The sequence below is a fragment of the Streptomyces sp. NPDC007189 genome (assembly GCF_040703635.1).
Taxonomy (GTDB): Bacteria; Actinomycetota; Actinomycetes; order Streptomycetales; family Streptomycetaceae; genus Streptomyces.
In genome coordinates this window covers 23901-42626 of sequence record NZ_JBEYEY010000003.1, presented here as the reverse complement: position 1 = coordinate 42626, position 18726 = coordinate 23901, and the positions used below count along the sequence as shown (strand labels likewise).

Below are 18726 nucleotides of genomic sequence, written 5' to 3'. Positions count from 1 at the left end.
AAGGCCGCTCGGTCCACGAAAGAAAGGGGCGTCATGCCCAACGCATGGTTCGAAACCGTCGCCGAGGCGCAGCGTCGAGCAAAGCGACGACTGCCGGCATCCGTCTACGGCGCCCTGCTCGCCGGTTCCGAGCGCGGCACGACCTACCAGGACAACATGGCCGCCTTCGCCGAGGCCGGCTTCGCGCCGCACGTCGCGGATCTGCCGGCCAAGCGTGACCAGGCCACGACCGTCCTGGGCCAGTCGATCTCCCTTCCGGTGATCATCTCCCCGACCGGAGTGCAGGCCGTGCACCCCGACGGGGAGGTGGCCGTGGCCCGCGCCGCGGCAGCCCGAGGCACGGCGATGGGACTGAGCTCCTTTGCCAGCAAGCCCGTCGAGGAGGTCGTCGCGGCCAATCCGCAGACGTTCTTCCAGATGTACTGGATGGGCAGCAAGGACTCCATGATCGCCCAGATGGAGCGTGCCCGGGAGGCCGGCGCCAAGGGCCTGATCGTGACCCTGGACTGGTCGTTCTCGCACGGCCGGGACTGGGGCAGCCCCCACATCCCCGAGCGCCTCGACCTCAAGGCAATGGCGCGCTTCGCGCCGGAGGGAATCACCCACCCGCGCTGGCTGCTCGCGTTCGCCCGGACCCGGCGGCTGCCCGACCTGACCACCCCGAACGTCGCCGCCGTCGGCGAGCAGGCCCCGACGTTCTTCGGCGCCTACGGCGAATGGATGCAGACACCCCCTCCCACCTGGGACGACGTGCGGTGGATGCGCGAGCAGTGGGGCGGCCCGTTCCTCGTCAAGGGCATCATCCGCGTCGACGACGCCAAGCGCGCCGTGGACGCCGGCGCCCAGGCCGTCTCGGTCTCCAACCACGGCGGCAACAACCTTGACAGCACCCCTGCGACCATCCGTGCCCTGCCCGCCATCGCCGACGCCGTGGGCGGCCAAATCGAAGTACTCCTCGACGGCGGAGTGCGTCGGGGCAGCGACGTGGTCAAGGCCCTGGCACTCGGCGCCCGCGCCGTGATGATCGGGCGGCCGTACCTGTGGGGCCTGGCCGCGGGTGGCCAGGCCGGCGTGGAGAACGTGCTCGACATCCTGCGCGGCGGCATCGACTCCGCGCTCCTCGGACTCGGGCGCTCCTCCATCCACGACCTCACACCCGACGACGTGGTGCTCCCCGACGGCTTCGCCCGCGTCCTCGGGGCACCGCGCCCGGCCCAGGCCCCCTGATGACCACGCTGGCCTCCCTGACCTGGACTGACGTAGCAGATCTGGCGGGGCGGGGGACCGTCCTCGCCGTGCCGGTCGGCGCCACGGAGCAGCACGGGCCGCACCTACCGATGTCCACGGACACCGACATCGCCGTCGCCCTGACCGACCGGCTGGCGGCACAGGCGCCCGATGTCGTCGTGGCGCCCGCCGTGGCGTTCGGATCCAGCGGCGAGCACCAGGATTTCCCCGGCACGCTGTCCGTCGGCCAGGAGGCCGTCGAACTGCTCCTCGTCGAGCTCGTGAGGTCGGCAACGGTGACATTCCCTCGCGTCGTCCTGGTCTCCGCTCACGGCGGCAACGCACAGCCCGTCACCCGGGCCGTCCGACGACTGCGTACCGAGGGGAGGCACGTCCTGGCCTGGGGCCCGCACTGGGGCGGCGACGCCCACGCGGGCCGCACCGAGACCTCCGTCATGCTGGCGCTGGCCCCCCACCTGGTACGGATGGAGGCAGCGCGAGCCGGAAACACCGCCCCCGTCCACACACTCCTCCCGCGTCTGCGGGACGCCGGCCTGTCCGCCGTCACCGCCAACGGCGTGCTCGGCGATCCCGGAGGCGCGAACCCCGACGAGGGCCGGCTGCTCATCCAGCGAGCCGTGGCCGAGCTCGCGGACCTGGTGACCCGGCATCGCCGGCACACCGACGCCGCCTCTTGAGCAGGCGTTCCGCCTGTCCGGACTTGAGCGCAGGCGCTGCCACACAGCCGGTGGGTGAACGCCTGCGCTGCGACTCGAAACTCAGCCGACGAGTCCGAGCTCCTGAGCGCGGCTGGCCGCCTGGGCCCGGTTCCGCACCCCCAGCTTCCGGTACACCGTGGTCGTGTGCTGTTTCACCGTATGCCGGGACAGATTCAGCACAGCTGCCACTTCCGGGTTACTCAACCCCAGCACCAGATGCTGCAGGACGTCCAGTTCACGCTTCGAAAGCCGCACCGCGGCGGGTGCCTCATCCTTCGGGAACACCCGCGCGCCCTCCGCGACACGCTTCACCGCCGCCATGATCGCCGCAGTCGGCATCTGCTTCGACAAGGACGCCACCGCGCCGTGCGCCGACGCCAGCGCCGCCGACACCCGCCCCTCTCCGGACAGCAGAACAACCTTGACGTGCGGCATCCGGTCCCGAAGGTCCCGGCACAGGTCCAGCCCCGACCGGCCTCCCAACGACGTACTCACCAACACCAGCTGCGGATGATGACGCCGCGCCACCTGCCAGGCGGCCTCCTGCGAATCCGCCGCCAGACACGACGCCACCCACGGCTGGCTCAGCAACACCGCACGCAACCCCGCCAGCACCAGCTCGTGCTCCTCCGCCACCAGCACCCGCTGCATCTGACATCGGTCCTCCAGCACCGGGCGAACCCGACCCGTGGGAGCAACCCGCTCGGCGAGGACAAGTGTCATGACGACACCTCCGACTACTCCTAGAACATGCAAGAACGGACCGGCCGGCCAACCGCGGCAGGAGGGCTCGCCGGGCGCATTGACCGGAGAGGCTGAAGAAATCCACGGATTTCCCGATCCTCCGACACGTCCGGCTCTCCCCGTCGTGACCTGCGGTTTCACCGGCGCGATCTGACCTCACAGCTTGACCACCGACCGGCGGACAGACGCCCGGGGAACTACCCGTACGAGTACCTGTCCCCGGGCTCCCGGGGGTCTCGGCTCGGGCTGTGTACGGCGGTACGATCGGATCACCGCTCCCGAACTGCGCACGTGGGGACTCGATGCCTACTCCGAACGCCGTGCCGGCGGAACTCACCAGCTTCGTGGGGCGGCGAAAGGATGTCGCCGCGCTCCGGCAGCTCTTCTCCACGACCCGGCTGGTGACGCTGACCGGCATCGGCGGGGTCGGCAAGACGCGGCTCGCTCTCCGCGTCGCCGGAGAGATGCAGCGAGCCTTCCCGGACGGTGTCTGTCTGGTGGAACTGGCGTCGTTGAAAGACCCGGCGCTGCTCCCCCACAGCGTGGTCGACGCTCTCGGGATCAAGGAGCAGTCCCCCCGCTCACCCATGACCGTGCTGCGTGATCATCTGGGGCAGCGGCGCATGCTGCTGGTCCTGGACAACTGTGAGCACCTGGTGGACGCGGCCGCGGGCCTGGCAGACCAGGTGCTGCGTGCGGCGCCCGAGGTGCGGATCCTGGCCACCAGCAGGCAGGCGCTCAGAATCGCCGGGGAGCACATCTACCCCGTCCCACCGCTGCCGACTCCCCCTCCTGATGAGTCCGTCGAGCCCGGCACGGCGACCCAGTACCCATCGGTCACTCTGTTCGCCGACCGTTCGGCGGCCGTCGTTCCCGGCTTCTCGATCGCGTCCGACAACGAAGCCGCGGTCGTCCGCCTCTGCCGGCGCCTGGAAGGGATCCCGCTGGCCATCGAACTGGCCTCGGTGCGGTTGCGGGTGCTCACCGTCCATGATCTCGCGAGCCGCTTGGACGACCGGTTCCAGCTCTTGCGGGAGGGCACCCGCAACCTGCCGGAACGGCATCAGACCCTTCAGGCGCTCATCGACTGGAGCTATGACCTGTGCACCCCGAACGAGCAGAGGCTGTGGGCGCGGGCGTCCGTCTTCGTCGGTGGGTTCAGCACCGACGCGCTCGAGGCGGTGTGCACCGATGAGGCGCTCCCCCGGCATGCGGTTCTCGACACCGTCGCCGGCCTCGTCGACAAGTCGATCTTCATTCGCGAGGAGCAGGGAGAGTACGTCCGCTTCCGCATGCTGGAAACCATCCGTGCGTACGGCCAGGCCCGGCTCTCGGAGTCGGGCCTGGAACCGGCCCTCCGCCGGCGGCACCGCGACCGGTACCGGCAACTCATGGAGGTGGCGGGGGACGAGTGGAGCGGCCCGCGGCAGCGGGAGTGGGCGAGCAGGCTTCAGTTGGAGCTCCCGAACCTGCGGCACGCACTGGAATACTGCCTGTCCCAGCCTGGTGAGGCGCGTACCGGACTGCGCATGGCGGCGGCGCCCTGGCTGTGGCTGGCGATGGGGTACCCCACCGAGGCCAGGCTGTGGCTGGGCCGAGCGTTGGCGCTCGACGCGGAGCCCAGCCGCGAACGGGCCTGGGCGCTTGCCACCGTCGCGTACATCGCCGCATGCCAGGGAGACGAGGCTGCGGCAGCGGAGTCGGCCGAGGACGCCCGAAAGGTCGCCGTCCACCTGAACGACCCCGCCGCGCTCGCCTATGCCACGCACGTGCGCGGACTGAGCAAGTTTCTCAGCACGGACCTGTCCGGCGCGATCCCCCTGTTCAACGAGGCCCTCGAGCAGTACGCCGAGACCAAAACACCCGTCCACTATCCGAACAACCTGCGGACGGAGTTGGCAGCGGCCCTCATCCTCCTGGGCGAACTCGACAAAGCCGCGGAGATCATCGAGGAGTTGTTCCGGCGCTGCACAGCGGCCGGCGATCAGTGGGTGCTGTCATGGGTGCTGTGGGGGCGCGGATTCCTGCGCTTGATTCACGGCGAGCTCGACGCGGCGGAAGCCGACTTGTGCGAGGCGCTCAGGATCAAGCGGTTCTTCCACGACACCCTTGGGATGGCGCTCGCGCTCGACGTACTCGCCTGGACCACGGCGGCGAAGGGCAACGCCGAGCGAGCCGCCACGTTGTTCGGCGGGGCGAACCCCCTGTGGCAGACCCTCGGCGCCCCGCTGTTCGGCTGGACGCTCCTGCTCGCACAGCGAGCCAAGTTCGAGACGATGGCGCGGGACAAGATGGGGGACGCCCAGTTCGACGCGGCTCTCGAACGTGGCGGTGCCCTGACCACCGAGGAAACGCTTGCCCTCGCCCTGCGAGAGCGCACACAGCCCGCAAGCGATGCGCCACGTCCTGCTTCGACGCTGACCCGGCGTGAACGAGAGGTGGCCGAACTGGTGGCGCAGGGCCTGTCCAACAAGGACATCGCGGCGCGGCTGGTCATTTCGCTGCGGACCGCGGAAGGGCATGTCGAGAAGATCCTCACCAAGCTCGGCTTCAACACGCGTACCCAGATCGCGAGCTGGGTCGTGCAGAGACAGTCCGAGCGGACGTGAACCACCCTCGTGATGAGGGCGGGGCGGATATCGGATGAGGCAGGTACCGGAACAGGTAGTTCCACGCTCAATGGCGCGATGCCCGACCGGCAGATTGGAGGCAGTTCCACCCAAGATCACCGGAGACGATGGTCATGTACGTCACGCCCCCTCCCCATGACAGTGACCCTGGCGCCATGGCGCCTTCCGGGATCGCAGGCGCACGCCCGTCCCTCGGACGCGAGGCCCGCCAGTGGGACCTGCCGCACGCCCCGCAGGCCGCGGGCATCGCGCGCCACCTGGCCCTCGACACGCTGAAGGGCTGGGGAGTCCGGGAAGACCAAGCCCACCAGGTCGTTCTCGCGGTCTCCGAACTGGTCACCAACGCCGTCGAGCATGCCCTGCCCCCGGTCGCCCTGCAGCCGGTACCGCCCAACGAGCACCAAATGATCCACGTCGCGGTCACGGACGGCGGCCCGGCGAACGACCGCGGTGCGCGAACCGCCGACTGCGAACCCGACGAGCACGGGCGCGGAAGCTCCATCATCGGCTTTCTCGCCTCCGCCCGCGGTACGCGCATGTGCGGCAGAAGCGCCACCCACTGGGCGGACCTGCCCCTCGCCGCCTAGCCCGTCGGAGGGACATCCCCCACCTGGGCGGGTTTCGGCCAGCCGCACCATGGGGTGGCCTGAAACTCGCCGTACGTTCGCCCGGCTTCGGCTGGTTCCTCTGACCGCGAAGGCGGCGAACGACCATGGGAGACGGGCATGACTGAATTCACCGAGTCGGTTGACATACCCAGAGCAGATGCAACGAGCGTCACGCCGCGGCGTGGCGCACTGATCGCCATTGCGGCGGTCCTGGCCACCGTGACCAATGCGGTCGCCTTCATGCTCCCGCCGCTCCTGCCGCTGATGCAGCAGCAGTTCGGGCTCGGGGTGGCGGCGTCGGCCTGGATCTTCACCGCGCTCACGTTGGGCGGCGGAGCAGGCTTCGTCCTCCTTCCACGTCTCACCGACGTGCTCAACGATCGGACGACCTCACTGTTGTCCGGTGGCTTCCTGGTCGTCGGTGCGCTCGTGCCTGCCATCGGTGATTCCTACCCGGCGCTCCTGGTCGGGTCCGCACTCCTCGGGTTCGGTGGCGCCGCACAGCTGCTGCCACTGAGCTTCCTGCGCCGGCACCTGACCGGTAGTGCGGTCGCAACGGCTGTCAGTGTGCTGATCATGGCTACGGGCTCCGGGACGGTCCTCGGGATGGTCGGTGGCGGACTGACGGTCAAGTACTTGTCGCTCGCGAGCTTCTTCTACATTCTGGCCGCGGCATTCGCGGTGACCACGGTGGCGCTGCTCATCATCGTCCCCTCGTCCCGGCCGGAGTCGTCCGGACGTATCGGCATCCTCGGAACCGTGTGGCTGATCGCCTGGGTCACGGCCGTCCTGCTCGCCTTGACCCAGGGCCTCACGTGGAGCGGCACGGCGATCCTCGCGGTCCTGGGCGCGGGTGTCGTCGGCGGCGTCCTGTGGGGACTGGTCCAGCGCAAGTCCCCCACGGCGGTGTTCGACATCCAGCTGCTGAAGAAGCCCCTGGTCACACCGGCATGTTTCGCCGCTGGAATCTTCGGCGCCATCGATGCCGCGTTCCTGCTGCTGGTGACGTACTACACCCAGACTCCCGCTGAGGTCGGATACGGACTGGGTGTCGACGCTCTGGGCACCGGCCTGCTCATGCTGCCGTTCGCGCTGATGATGTTCGTCGGTGGCAAGGCCGCCGAAAGGGCAGTCCAAAAGGGCCGTCCGGCCACCGTCCTCGTCATCGGCACCACGGTCTCCGTCGTGGGGCTCGGCTGGCTCGCCTTCGCCCACGACCAGAGGTGGCAGTACCTCGTCGGTGCCGCCTTCGTCGGCCTCGGCAGCCGAGTGGGCTACAGCGGCGCCTTCGCCGTGCCGCAGCTGGTCGTCCCCGAGGACAAGGCCGGGATGGCCGCGGGCATGGCGGGCACCACCATGGCCATCGGCTTCGCGTTCGGATCGGCAGTGGTCACCACGCTGCTCACCTTCGACACCATCCCCAAGATCGGCCTGCCGAAGGAGTACCTCTACACGGTTGGCTACGAGGTCACCGTCGGGCTCTCGCTGCTGGTCCTGGTCGTCACGCTCATCTCGCGGCTGCGCCACGGCGGCGAGCTCACGGCAAGCGCCGTGGAAGCGTAGCGAGCCGGCCCGCCGGGAGATCGTGCGCCACCCGCCGCGCGTTCGGAGTCAGCCGGCCGCAGTCTGGTCCGCTCCGAACGCGCGGCGTGTGGCCGTCCAGCCGCGGTGCACACCCCCCACTCGGGCAAGGTCTTCGCCCGGCCGCACCCAACAGCCCCGTATGCCACCTACGTTGCGCGAAATGCCAATGGAGGTGGAGCGTGCCAGTACCCGGCAATGCAGCAAAGCGTCACATCATCGCAGTCAACGGCTCTGACGTGTGGCGGAGCGAATTCCGCCTGCGATTCGGCGATTTCGACGGCCTCGGCCATCTCACGGCGTCGGCCTACCTCGCCTTGTTCGAGGAGACCCGCTCGGCCTGGATGACCGGAACGCTCGACGTCGCGTATCCGACCTATGTGGTGGCGACCCAGCACATCGAGTACCTGCACGAGGTCACGCCCGACGATGGAGCCGTGAGCGTCGAGCTGGCCCTGTGTGAGGTGCGGACCTCCAGTTTCCGTGTGGTGGAGCACTTGACGACGGCAGGCTCCCTCTGTGCTCGTTCGACAGCGGCGCTCGTGATGTGGGACATGGAGCGCCGCCGGTCTCGGCCGATCACCCCGGACGAGCGCGCCGTGTTCGAGGCATACCTGGCGGAGCCGACGCACCCGATGGCGCCCTGACGTGCTGCGCAACGCACCGACTCACCCCGCCATCCCCCAGCCGGGCAAGGTTCCGAGCGCCCTCGCTCATGTCATCAGCTCCCGTCGTACGTTCGCCGCACCACAAGCAAGCGCTTAGTCAGTCAGGGAGTGCCCATGCCCGAGGCCGTCATCGTCGCCACAGCCCGCTCGCCGATCGGCCGGGCCGGCAAGGGGTCGCTCCGGGAGATGCGTCCCGACGATCTGACCGTGCAGATGGTGCGGGCGGCACTGGCCAAGGTGCCGCAGCTCGACCCCACCGAGATCGACGACCTGGTACTGGGGTGCGGCCAGCCCGGTGGCGAGTCCGGTTTCAACATGGCCCGGATCGTCGCGGTGCTGGCCGGTCTGGACTCGGTGCCCGGAACCACGGTCAACCGCTACTGCTCGTCCAGCCTGCAGAGCACTCGGATGGCGCTGCACGCGATCAAGGCCGGTGAGGGCGACGTCTTCATATCCGCCGGGGTCGAGACGGTCAGCCGCTTCTTCAAGGGCAATGCCGACGGTCTGCCGGACACCGAGAACCCGGTCTTCGCCGAGGCGCAGGCGCGCACGGAGAAGCTCGCCTCCGGTGGAGGAACCTGGGTCGATCCGCGCACCGAGGGCGCTCTGCCCGACGTCTACATCGCGATGGGGCAGACCGCGGAGAACGTCGCCCAGTCCACGGGGGTGACGCGCGAGGACCAGGACGCCTTCGCGGTGCGTTCGCAGAATCTGGCGGAGCAGGCCATCGCCGACGGCTTCTGGGCGCGTGACATCACGCCGGTGACCCTGCCCGACGGCGGTCAGGTCGTCCGGGACGACGGCCCGCGTCCCGGTGTCACTCTGGAGGCGGTCTCCGCGCTCGAGCCGGTCTTCCGCCCTGACGGCACCGTCACCGCGGGCAACTGCTGCTCCCTCAACGACGGCGCCGCGGCACTCGTGATCATGTCCGACACCAAGGCGAAGCAGCTCGGCATCACGCCGCTGGCCCGCATCGTCAGTACGGGGGTCACCGGTCTGTCCCCGGAGATCATGGGCCTCGGGTCGGTGGAGGCGTCGAAGCAGGCCCTGCGCCGGGCCGGTCTCACCATCGACGACATCGACCTGGTCGAGATCAACGAGGCGTTCGCCGCCCAGGTGATTCCGTCGGCCCGGGAGCTGGGCATCGACTTCGACCGGCTCAACGTCAACGGCGGCGCGATCGCCGTGGGCCACCCGTTCGGCATGACCGGCGCCCGCATCACCAGCACCCTGATCAACTCCCTGCAGTACCACGACAAGCAGTTCGGCCTGGAGACCATGTGCGTCGGCGGCGGTCAGGGCATGGCCATGGTGCTGGAGCGGTTGTCGTGATCAGGCGCTTCGAAGGCAGGACGGCCATCCTGACAGGGGCCAGCCGGGGGATCGGGCTCGCCATCGCCGAGCGGCTGGTGTCCGAGGGCGCGAAGGTCGTCATCACCGCCCGCAAGCAGGAGGCGCTCGACGAAGCAGTCGCGCGGCTCGGCGGGCCGGAGCACGCGATCGGCGTGGCCGGGCACGCGGCCGACGTCGACCACCAGACCGAGGTCGTCACGCGTGCACTCGACTCGTTCGGCAGCGCCGACCTGCTCGTCAACAACACCGGCATCAACCCGGTGTACGGCCCGCTCATGACGCTGGATCTCGACGTCGCCCGCAAGATCGTCGAGGTCAACTGCCTCGCCGCGCTGTCGTGGACCCAGCAGATGTACCGGGCGTGGATGTCCGCGCACGGCGGCGCCGTCGTCAACGTCTCCTCGGTCGCCGCCGTCCGCCCCGCGCCCGGCATCGGCCTGTACGGCGCCAGCAAGGCGATGCTCACCCACCTCACCGAAGAACTCGCCGTCGAACTAGGCCCGGACATCCGGGTCAACGCGGTGGCCCCGGCCGTAGTCAAGACCAAGTTCGCCACCGCGCTCTACGACGGCCGTGAGGACGAGGCCGCCGCGGCCTACCCGCTCAAGCGGCTCGGTGTCCCGGAGGACATCGGCGGCACGGTGGCCTTCCTGCTCTCCGACGACGCCGCCTGGATCACCGGCCAGGTCCTGGTCGTCGACGGCGGTGTGACCCTCACCGGCGCCGGCTGATGGCGCCCACCCTTCTTCCCACAGGAGCGAATTGATGACCACCACCCGTACCGCCATCGTCACCGGCGCGGCCCGAGGCATCGGGGCCGGCGTCGCCCAACGGCTGGCCGCCGACGGCCTCGCCGTGGCGGTCGTCGACCTCGACGAGAGCGCCTGCAAGCCGGTCGTCGAGCGGATCGAGGCCGCCGGAGGCCGGGCGCTGGCGGTCGGCGTCGACGTGAGCGACGAGCCGGGCGTACAGACCGCCGTGCAGCGGATCGCCGAGGAACTGGGCGATCCGACCGTGCTCGTCAACAACGCCGGCATCATCCGGGACAACCTGCTGTTCAAGATGACCGCCACCGACTGGGACGCGGTGATGAACGTGCACCTGCGCGGATCGTTCCTGATGTCCCGCGGGGTGCAGAGTTACATGACGAAGGCCGGCTGGGGCCGCATCGTGAACCTCTCCAGCACGTCGGCGCTCGGCAACAAGGGCCAGGCCAACTACGCCGCGGCCAAGGCCGGGCTGCAGGGTTTCACCAAGACGCTCGCGCTGGAGCTGGGGAAGTTCGGCGTGACCGCCAACGCGATCGCACCAGGATTCATCGAGACGGAGATGACCGCCGCCACCGCGCAGCGGATGGGCATGTCCTTCGACGACTTCAGGAAGGCCGTGACGGCGCAGATCCCGGTGGCGCGCAGCGGTCTGCCGAAGGACATCGCGCACGCCGTGTCGTTCTTCGTCAGCGAGGACGCGGGATACGTCTCCGGCCAGGTGCTCTACGTCGCCGGAGGGCCGCAGGCGTGAAGGTCTTCCAGGGCTTCGAAGAACTGCGGAACGCCGTCGGCACCCACCTCGGGTACTCGGACTGGCACACCGTCACCCAGCAGCAGATCGACACCTTCGCCGACGCCACCGGCGACCACCAGTGGATCCACGTGGACGTGGAGAAGGCGGCGGCCGGACCCTTCGCCGGCACCATCGCGCACGGCTATCTGACGCTGTCGCTGGTGCCGATGCTGGTCTGGCAGGTCTACCGGGTCGAGGGGGTGTCGATGGGCGTCAACTACGGCGCGAACAAAGTCCGCTTCCCGTCTCCCGTGCCGGTCGACTCCAAGGTGCGCGCCGGCGTCGAGCTCCTGTCGGTGGAACCTGGCGGCGGTGGGTACCGCGTCACGACCCGGGTCACCATCGAGCGCCAGGGCGCGGGCAAGCCCGCCTGCGTGGCCGAGACGGTGAGCGTGGTGGCCTGATGCCGACGACACAGCACAGCCTGCCGGGCCTGAATCTGGTCCGGCTCGGCCCGTGGTTGACCGAGCAGGTGGCGGGGGCGGGGCAGGACCTCACCGCCCGGCTGCTCGCCGGCGGCAGGTCCAATCTCACCTACGAGGTCACGGACGGGGTCTCGACGTGGATCGTCCGCCGGCCTCCGCTGGGCCACGTCCTCGCGACCGCCCACGACATGGCCCGCGAGTACCGGGTGATGTCGGCCCTGCAGGACACCGCGGTGCCGGTCCCCAGGACCTACGCCCTGTGCTCCGACGACGGGGTGCTGGGCGCCCCGTTCTACGTGATGGAGCGGGTCGCCGGAACGCCGTACCGGAACGCCGTCGAGCTGGAACGGCTCGGCCCGGAGCGCACCCGGGTGATCTCGGCAGGGCTGGTCGACACCCTGGCCATGCTGCACGCAGTCGACCCCGTCGCGGTCGGGCTGGACGGCTTCGGCCGCCCGGAGGGGTTCCTCCCCCGCCAAGTCCGTCGCTGGAAGGCGCAGTTGGACGCCTCGTACTGTCGCGACCTGCCCGCCGCGGACGAGCTGTACGACCGGCTCGCCGCCGACGTGCCCCCACGGTCCGCACCCGGCATCGTGCACGGCGACTACCGGCTCGACAACGTGCTGACGGACGACCAGGACCGGCCTGCCGCGGTCATCGACTGGGAGATGGCCACCCTGGGCGATCCGCTGACCGATCTGGCGTTGCTGGTGCTCTACCAACGGGTGGGCACGCTGCTCGGCGGGAGCGCGGTGGCCCCGGACGCCGCGTCGGCGCCGGGGTTCCTCGCCGAGAGCGAGATCATCGAGCGGTACGCCGCGCGCAGCGATCGTGATCTGTCCCGTTTCGGGTTCTACCTCGCACTGGCGGCGTTCAAGCTGGCCGCGGTCGCCGAGGGCATCCACTACCGCCATCTGCGCGGCCAGACCGTCGGCTCCGGCTTCGAGCACGTCGGCTCGGCGGTGCAGCCCGTGCTCGACACCGGGCTCGGCGCACTGAAGGAGTACCGCTGATGGACTTCGCCCTCGACGCCAGGACCGAGGAGCTGCGGGCGGACCTGCTCGACTTCATGGCGAGCCACGTCCACCCGGCTGAGCCGCTGTTCGCCGAGCAGCTGGGACGGCTCGCGAACCGCTGGGCGTGGGACTCGGTGCCGGTCCTCGCCGAACTGCGGGCCGAGGCCCGCCGCCGCGGCCTGTGGAACCTGTTCCTGCCCGGCGAGCACGGCGCGGGACTGACCAACCTGCAGTACGCGCCGCTCGCCGAGATCACCGGCCGCAGCATGCACCTCGCCCCTGCCGCCCTGAACTGTGCCGCACCGGACACCGGGAACATGGAGGTGCTGGCGATGTTCGGCACCGAGGCACAGCGCAAGGAGTGGCTGGAGCCGCTGCTGAGCGGCGAGATCCGCTCGTCGTTCGCGATGACCGAGCCCGACGTGGCCTCCTCGGACGCCACCAACATCTCCACCCGGATCGAACGCGACGGTGACGGTTACGTCCTCAACGGCCGCAAGTGGTGGATCACCGGCGCGATGAACCCCAACGCGCGGGTCTTCATCGTGATGGGCAAGACCGACCCGGAAGCCGACCGGCACCGGCAGCAGTCGATGATCCTCGTGCCACGTGACACCCCGGGACTCGAGATCAAGCGGGGCATGGAGGTGTTCGGTTACGACGACCACGAACACGGCGGCCATGCCGAACTGTCCCTCACCGACGTCCGGGTCCCCGCGGCGAACCTGATCGGCGGCGAGGGCGACGGCTTCGCGATCGCGCAGGCCAGACTGGGGCCGGGCCGTATCCACCACTGCATGCGCTCCATCGGCGTCGCCGAGCGGGCCGTCGAGCTGATGTGCGCCCGTGCCGAGCAGCGGGTCGCGTTCGGCAGGCCGCTGGCCGACCAGGGCGTCGTCCGGGACTGGATCGCCGAGTCCCGGGTGCGCATCGAGCAGCTGCGCCTGCTCGTGCTCAAGGCTGCCTGGCTGATGGACACCGTCGGCAACAAGGGCGCGCACACCGAGATCCAGGCCATCAAGATCGCCACCCCCGCAACCGTGCAGTGGATCCTGGACAAGGCCATCCAGGTGCACGGCGCCGGCGGACTGTCCCAGGACTTCCCGCTGGCCGGCGCCTACGCGGCGATCCGCACCCTGCGCTTCGCCGACGGGCCGGACGAGGTGCACAAGAACGCCCTCGCCCGAGCCGAACTGCGGCGCCGGAGGCACGTGCGATGACCGTCTGCGAGCCGTAACCCGATCACCCACCTCTCTGCGCCGGGACGATGCGCGCGGCGCAGTCGCCCACCATCATTTCGGCCGGAGGTCTCCGTGCACCCTCAGCTCATCCCGTCTCCCCCGGATCCCGATGCTGTGCAACGGCGAAGCGAGGAGATCCGTCGCATTGCCGCGCGCCGTACCCAGCGTGTGTTTGTCATCGCCAACGCGGTTCCCCTCGCCGCCAGCACCATGGTGTTCCCCTTCACGGACATCCCCGCGGTGCCGGTGCTCGGGCACCTCACCCTCGGCGTGGTCTGGGGCATCCTGCAGTGCGGCCTCTTCATGGCCACCGCCTGGTGGCACGAGGCTCGGTCCACCCGTCTGTGCGACTCCCTGGCGGTGGAGGGGTGACCCTGTACGCCTTGAGCGCCCGCCTGGTCGACCCGATCGGTTCCGACGCCAAGGTCCCCGTGATCATCGCCTTCCTGATCTTCGTCGGGGCGTCACTGCTATGGCTGTTCACGCTCGTCACGGCGCAGGAGGACAACCCGGACGGGCTTCACGTCGCCGACCGGTCCCTCTCCCCGGTCTTCAACGGCTTCGCCATGGCGGGCGAGCAGATCTCCGTTGTCATCCTGCTGGCGATCCCCGGTGCCATCGCCCTGTTCGGCTACGACGGGTTCACCGCCGCGATCGACGGTCTGCTCACCCTCGGCGTGATGCTGCTCCTCGCGCAGAGAATCCGCGACAGCCGCCGGTACACGCTCGGCGACCTCTTCGCCCTGCGCGCGACCGGGCCGCTCCCCCGCACCATGGCAACCCTCGTGACGCTGATCATCGCAGTTCCCCTCCTCCTGCTCCAACTGCGCGCGGTCGGCATCGTGGCATCGCTCCTGCTCGGTCTGTCGACCGACGGCGCCCAGGTGGTGTGCACCGTGTCGATGGGCTGCCTCGTCGCATGCTTCGCCGGCGTAGCCGATCTGCGGGGCACCGGTTTCATGCAGGTCGTCAAGGTGCCCCTCACCCTGGTGACCCTTGCCGTGGTCACCTTGCTGACGCTGGGGAAGTTCCACTGGGACGCCGGGAGCCTGCTCTCGGCCGCGGTGGGCAGGAGCTCGGCGCCCGACGCGTACCTCAGCCCTGGGCTGTGGCCGTACACGACGAGTCTCGGCCCGCTCAACATGCTCGCCGACCACGTGGTCGTGATTCTCGGCGCGTCCGTCACGCCTCACCTGATCCTGCGCATCAGCGCGTCCCGCTCCGGGCGCTCCGCGCGACGGTCCATGAGCATCGCTGCAGGGCTGGTCGGAACCTTCACCCTTCTGCTGATCACGACGGGATTCGCGGCGGCCGCCGTGGTGGGCAGTGGTGACATAGGCTCGGTCGACGCCGACGGCCAGTCGTCCCCGATCCTGCTGGCTTCACGGGTACTGCCCGCCGGATCGGCGCCGCGCGTGGTGCTCATCACCGCCGTGGCGTGTGTCGCCTTCCTCGCCACGCTGACGACCGTGAGCAGCGTGACCTTCGCCGCCGCGGTCTCCTTCGCGCACGATGTGTTCTCACGGACCAACCGGCGCCGCACCGACGTCGCAGAAGTACGGGTCCTACGGCTGGCCCTCGTGGCCCTGTGCACGGTCGTCCTGTCGCTGTCCGCCGCCACGCACCGGTATCCGATCGATTTCCTGTTCGACTTCTCCATGAGCGTCGCGGCGTCGTGCGTCTTTCCCGTCCTGATCTACTCCTTCTTCTGGAGCAGGTTCAACCGCAGGGGACTGCTGTGGGCCGTCCACGGGGGCCTGCTGATCTGCACCGTGCTCATGGCCTTCTCGCCCTCCGTCTCGGGGACCGCGTACGCACTGTGCCCGAACGCGCGTTTCGACTGGTATCCGTTCCAGACTCCGGGCCTGGTCTCGGTGCCGGCGGCTTTCCTCCTGGGGTGGCTCGGCAGCGTCATGCCGTGGAAGGCGACAGGGAGCCGGAAGCCGAGGCGATAGGGAGCCGAAAAGGGGCGCGGGAACCGCGACGTCCGCGATCCCCGCGCCCCCGGCGGCCCCGTGGATCAGAACCACTCGGGCCGGCAGTCCGTCGTCGTACGGTCCAGGCTGTCCAGAAGGTCGAACTGGGCTGCCGTACACGGGAGTTCCCACCGGAAGAAGTACCGGGCCGCCTGCCGCTTGCCCTCACGGAAGTCGTCCGTGTCATCCCCCAGCGCCAGGAACTGCTCCAGCCAGATCCAGGCCAGCACCACATGACCGACGGCTTCCAGGTAGACGGAGGCGTTGGCCAGCGCGGTCGCGGGGTCTGCCGTCGACCACAGGGTGGCGGTGGTCCGCTCGACGCGGGCCGCGGCCTCCTCCAACCGGGCCGCCAGTTCGGCCGCTTCGCCGCCGGCCGCCGTCGCCCGGGCCGTGGTGGCCGTGAGGGTCTCGAGAAGCAGCCTCAGCCCTTCACCGCCGTTCATGACGACCTTGCGGCCGAGCAGGTCCAGTCCGTGGATGCCGTGGGTGCCCTCGTGAATGGGGTTGAGCCGGTTGTCCCGGTAAAACTGCTCGACGTTGTACTCCCGGGTGTAGCCATAACCGCCGTGCACCTGGATGGCGAGGTCGTTGGCCGCCAGGCACCACTGCGACGGCCAGCTCTTGGCGATGGGCGTCAGGACGTCCAGCAGCAGCCGGGCGCGGGCGCGCTCGGACTCCTGCTCGGCGGTGTGCTCCTCGTCGAGGAGACGGCTGCAGTACAGCACGAGGGCGAGCGCACCCTCCGCGTAGCTCTTCTGGGCCAGCAGCATCCGCCGTACGTCGGCGTGCTCGATGATGGGGACCTGTGGGGCGTCGGCGTTCTTGCCTGTCAGCGGGCGCCCCTGGGGACGGGTGCGTGCGTAGTCGAGGGCGTGCAGATAGCCGGTGTAGCCGAGCGCCGCCGCACCCTGACCGACGCCGATGCGAGCCTCGTTCATCATGTGGAACATGTAGGTGAGCCCCTGGTGGGCCTCGCCCACCAGGTATCCCACGGCGCCGGGGGCTCCGGCCGGGGTGTACCGGCCCTCGCCGAAGTTGAGCAGGGTGTTGGTGGTGCCCCGGTAGCCCATCTTGTGGTTGAGGCCGGCCAGCACCACGTCGTTGCGCTCTCCCAGGGTGCCGTCCGGCCCGACGAGGAACTTGGGCACGATGAAGAGGGAGATGCCCTTGACGCCCGCCGGGCCGCCGGGGATCTTGGCCAGCACCAGGTGGACGATGTTCTCGCTCAGCTCGTGGTCGCCACCGGAGATCCACATCTTGGTGCCGGAGATCCTGTAGGTGCCGTCACCCTGCGGCACCGCCCGGGTGGTGATGTCGGCCAGCGAGGATCCCGCCTGGGGTTCGGAGAGGCACATGGTGCCGAAGAAGCGGCCCTCGACCATGGGGCGCACGTAGGTGTCGATCTGCTCCTTGCTGCCGTGCGCCTGGAGCAGGTTGGCATTGCCGATCGTGAGGAAGGGGTACGCGGCGGTGCCGACGTTCGCGGCCTGGAACCAGGCCATGCAAGCGTTCGCGACCACGTGGGGAAGCTGCTGTCCGCCGACGTCGTAGTCCATGGCGGCGCCGGTCAGTCCGGCCTCGGCGAACACCCGCAGGGCCTCCTTGACCTCCGGGATGATGTGCACCCGCTCGCCGTCGAAGCGGGGCTCCACGGCGTCGTTCTTCTTGTTGTGCGGTTCGAAGTGCCGGGTGGCGAGGGCCTCGCTCAGCTCCAGAACCGCGTCGAAGGTGTCCCGGTCGTGGTCGGCGTAGCGGGGGCGGCGGGTCAGCGCTGTGACGTCCAGCCAGTCGTGGAGCAGGAAATCGAGGTCGCGCCGGGAGAGCAGCAGAGAATCCATGGTCAGGCATCCGATCGGGAGGGCGGGGGAAACGGCCGGCGAGCCGGGATACTAAGCGGTCGCTCAGGTCGGGTCAACGCGAGCGCCGCACGGCGGCTCCGGCAAGTGCCGTGACCGCCGGCGTCCGCGAGAGTGGACCTGCCGACGGTCACGAGCGGGAGTCACTGCGCGCTGTAGCCACCGTCGACGACGAGCACCTGCCCCGTCATGAAGTCCGAGGCGGCCGAAGCCAGGAAGACCGCCGGGCCCGCGTACTCCTCCGGCTGGGACCAGCGACCCTGCGGCGTCGTCTTCCTGACATACGCCGCCAGCGCCTCGTTCCCCTTGAGATCACCCAGCATCGCGGTCTCGACGTACCCCGGTGCGATCGCGTTCACCTGGACGTTCTTGCGCGCCCATTCGAGGGCGACGGCCTTGGTGAGACCGACCAGGCCGTGCTTGGCGGCGATGTAGGCGCTGTTGTCGCGGATGCCGACGAGGCCGAGCACCGACGCGATGTTGATGACCTTGCCGCCACCGTCCTTGAGCAACGGGGACGCCGCCCGGATCATCACCCAGCAGGACTGCAGGTTCAGCTCCTGGACCCGCTGGAAAACCGTGAGGTCGGTGTCCTCGATCGACGAATCGTGGTCGTCCGCGGCGTTGTTGACGAGGATGTCGATACCGCCGAGCCGTTCGGCGGCAACGGCGACCGCCGCCTCCACGGCATGCGGGGAACGAAGGTCGGTGGCATGGACGCCAAGGCTTCCGGGGGCGCCCTCGGCGAGCGCCGCCGTCTCCTTGAGACCGTCCTCGGAGCGGGCCATGCCGATGACGTGCGCGCCCCGCTGCGCGAAGGCGATCGCGATCGCCCGGCCGATGCCGCGGCTGGCGCCGGTGACGACGGCGCGTCGCCCGGTGAGATCGAAGATGTCGGCGGATCCGTCTGCAGAAGTCTTGGTCGAGTTCATGGCCGGAGCATGCAAGCAGGAGGGCGAGACAGCCCGGGTGCGGGCCCATGACCTGCCCAGTTGGGTGATGCCGGGGCAGGGGCACTCAGCCGCCGTCTCCCCCGGCCGGGCATCGTTTCCGGGTCCGTGACCGCGCGGGCACGCCGCGCGAGGCAATGTCCTGCAAAAGAAGGGGCGGGCCGGC

General features: G+C 69.6%; 17 protein-coding genes. 14 read left to right on the top strand and 3 right to left on the bottom strand.

Annotated elements, in window-relative coordinates; translation table 11 throughout:
- The first annotated feature begins 33 nt into the window (after positions 1–33).
- The gene (gene mftD, locus AB0950_RS06345) at positions 34–1227 is read left to right on the top strand and encodes a pre-mycofactocin synthase MftD (protein ID WP_366777944.1); all 1194 of its coding nucleotides are present in this window, start codon (positions 34–36) and stop codon (positions 1225–1227) included.
- Entirely contained in the window at positions 1227–1925 is a 699-nt protein-coding gene (gene mftE / locus AB0950_RS06340; protein ID WP_360155402.1) for a mycofactocin biosynthesis peptidyl-dipeptidase MftE, read from the top strand. Before mftD ends, mftE begins: the two co-directional genes overlap by 1 nt.
- 81 nt (positions 1926–2006) lie before the next feature.
- Here mftE and AB0950_RS06335 read toward each other — a convergent pair whose 3' ends face one another.
- A complete protein-coding gene (locus tag AB0950_RS06335) occupies positions 2007–2669 on the bottom strand; it encodes a response regulator transcription factor (RefSeq protein ID WP_360155399.1) in 663 nt (220 codons plus the stop codon).
- A gap of 341 nt (positions 2670–3010) precedes the next feature.
- Between AB0950_RS06335 and AB0950_RS06330 the strand changes: the two genes are divergently transcribed.
- From AB0950_RS06330 to AB0950_RS06275, 12 genes are all read left to right on the top strand, one after another.
- Entirely contained in the window at positions 3011–5299 is a 2289-nt protein-coding gene (locus AB0950_RS06330; RefSeq protein ID WP_360155396.1) for a LuxR C-terminal-related transcriptional regulator, read from the top strand.
- Positions 5300–5475: 176 nt separating this feature from the next.
- Positions 5476–5907, top strand: coding sequence for an ATP-binding protein (locus AB0950_RS06325; protein WP_366777942.1), 432 nt, complete (start codon positions 5476–5478; stop codon positions 5905–5907).
- A gap of 138 nt (positions 5908–6045) precedes the next feature.
- On the top strand, positions 6046–7491 hold the full coding sequence (locus tag AB0950_RS06320; RefSeq protein WP_360573475.1) for an MFS transporter: 1446 nt from the start codon (positions 6046–6048) through the stop codon (positions 7489–7491).
- 200 nt (positions 7492–7691) lie between these two features.
- A complete protein-coding gene (locus AB0950_RS06315) occupies positions 7692–8156 on the top strand; it encodes a thioesterase family protein (RefSeq protein WP_366777941.1) in 465 nt (154 codons plus the stop codon).
- A gap of 135 nt (positions 8157–8291) precedes the next feature.
- Complete coding sequence (locus AB0950_RS06310) at positions 8292–9509, top strand: acetyl-CoA C-acetyltransferase (RefSeq protein ID WP_366777940.1); 1218 nt, start codon at positions 8292–8294, stop codon at positions 9507–9509.
- Entirely contained in the window at positions 9506–10261 is a 756-nt protein-coding gene (locus AB0950_RS06305; RefSeq protein ID WP_360155381.1) for an SDR family oxidoreductase, read from the top strand. Before AB0950_RS06310 ends, AB0950_RS06305 begins: the two co-directional genes overlap by 4 nt.
- Positions 10262–10295: 34 nt before the next feature.
- On the top strand, positions 10296–11051 hold the full coding sequence (fabG, locus tag AB0950_RS06300; protein WP_360155378.1) for a 3-oxoacyl-ACP reductase FabG: 756 nt from the start codon (positions 10296–10298) through the stop codon (positions 11049–11051).
- Positions 11048–11497, top strand: coding sequence for a MaoC family dehydratase (locus AB0950_RS06295; protein WP_360155375.1), 450 nt, complete (start codon positions 11048–11050; stop codon positions 11495–11497). The genes fabG and AB0950_RS06295 overlap by 4 nt, the downstream gene beginning before the upstream one ends.
- Positions 11497–12531, top strand: coding sequence for a phosphotransferase family protein (locus AB0950_RS06290; protein ID WP_366777939.1), 1035 nt, complete (start codon positions 11497–11499; stop codon positions 12529–12531). The genes AB0950_RS06295 and AB0950_RS06290 overlap by 1 nt, the downstream gene beginning before the upstream one ends.
- Positions 12531–13754 (top strand): acyl-CoA dehydrogenase family protein, encoded by a 1224-nt coding sequence (locus tag AB0950_RS06285; protein ID WP_360155369.1) that lies wholly within the window; start codon positions 12531–12533, stop codon positions 13752–13754. Before AB0950_RS06290 ends, AB0950_RS06285 begins: the two co-directional genes overlap by 1 nt.
- Positions 13755–13943: 189 nt before the next feature.
- A complete protein-coding gene (locus AB0950_RS06280; protein WP_360155366.1) occupies positions 13944–14147 on the top strand; it encodes a hypothetical protein in 204 nt (67 codons plus the stop codon).
- 11 nt (positions 14148–14158) lie between these two features.
- Positions 14159–15730, top strand: a complete 1572-nt coding sequence (locus tag AB0950_RS06275) for a transporter (RefSeq protein WP_360155363.1) — start codon at positions 14159–14161, stop codon at positions 15728–15730.
- A 65-nt stretch (positions 15731–15795) separates the two neighbouring features.
- Here the strand turns inward: AB0950_RS06275 and AB0950_RS06270 are convergent, their stop codons facing one another.
- Together AB0950_RS06270 and AB0950_RS06265 are read right to left on the bottom strand one after the other, a co-directional pair.
- A complete protein-coding gene (locus AB0950_RS06270; RefSeq protein ID WP_366777938.1) occupies positions 15796–17592 on the bottom strand; it encodes an acyl-CoA dehydrogenase in 1797 nt (598 codons plus the stop codon).
- Between the two features lie 161 nt (positions 17593–17753).
- Entirely contained in the window at positions 17754–18542 is a 789-nt protein-coding gene (locus tag AB0950_RS06265; RefSeq protein WP_360155357.1) for an SDR family oxidoreductase, read from the bottom strand.
- Positions 18543–18726: the final 184 nt, after the last annotated feature.

Coding starts and splice junctions, on each gene's coding strand:
- mftD (WP_366777944.1), top strand. CDS start 34: ATGCCCAACGCATGGTTCGAAACCGTCGCCGAGGCGCAGCGTCGAGCA.
- AB0950_RS06335 (WP_360155399.1), bottom strand. CDS start 2,669: ATGACACTTGTCCTCGCCGAGCGGGTTGCTCCCACGGGTCGGGTTCGC.
- AB0950_RS06310 (WP_366777940.1), top strand. CDS start 8,292: ATGCCCGAGGCCGTCATCGTCGCCACAGCCCGCTCGCCGATCGGCCGG.
- AB0950_RS06290 (WP_366777939.1), top strand. CDS start 11,497: ATGCCGACGACACAGCACAGCCTGCCGGGCCTGAATCTGGTCCGGCTC.
- AB0950_RS06320 (WP_360573475.1), top strand. CDS start 6,046: ATGACTGAATTCACCGAGTCGGTTGACATACCCAGAGCAGATGCAACG.
- AB0950_RS06265 (WP_360155357.1), bottom strand. CDS start 18,542: ATGAACTCGACCAAGACTTCTGCAGACGGATCCGCCGACATCTTCGAT.
- AB0950_RS06270 (WP_366777938.1), bottom strand. CDS start 17,592: ATGGATTCTCTGCTGCTCTCCCGGCGCGACCTCGATTTCCTGCTCCAC.
- AB0950_RS06285 (WP_360155369.1), top strand. CDS start 12,531: ATGGACTTCGCCCTCGACGCCAGGACCGAGGAGCTGCGGGCGGACCTG.
- mftE (WP_360155402.1), top strand. CDS start 1,227: ATGACCACGCTGGCCTCCCTGACCTGGACTGACGTAGCAGATCTGGCG.
- fabG (WP_360155378.1), top strand. CDS start 10,296: ATGACCACCACCCGTACCGCCATCGTCACCGGCGCGGCCCGAGGCATC.
- AB0950_RS06325 (WP_366777942.1), top strand. CDS start 5,476: ATGGCGCCTTCCGGGATCGCAGGCGCACGCCCGTCCCTCGGACGCGAG.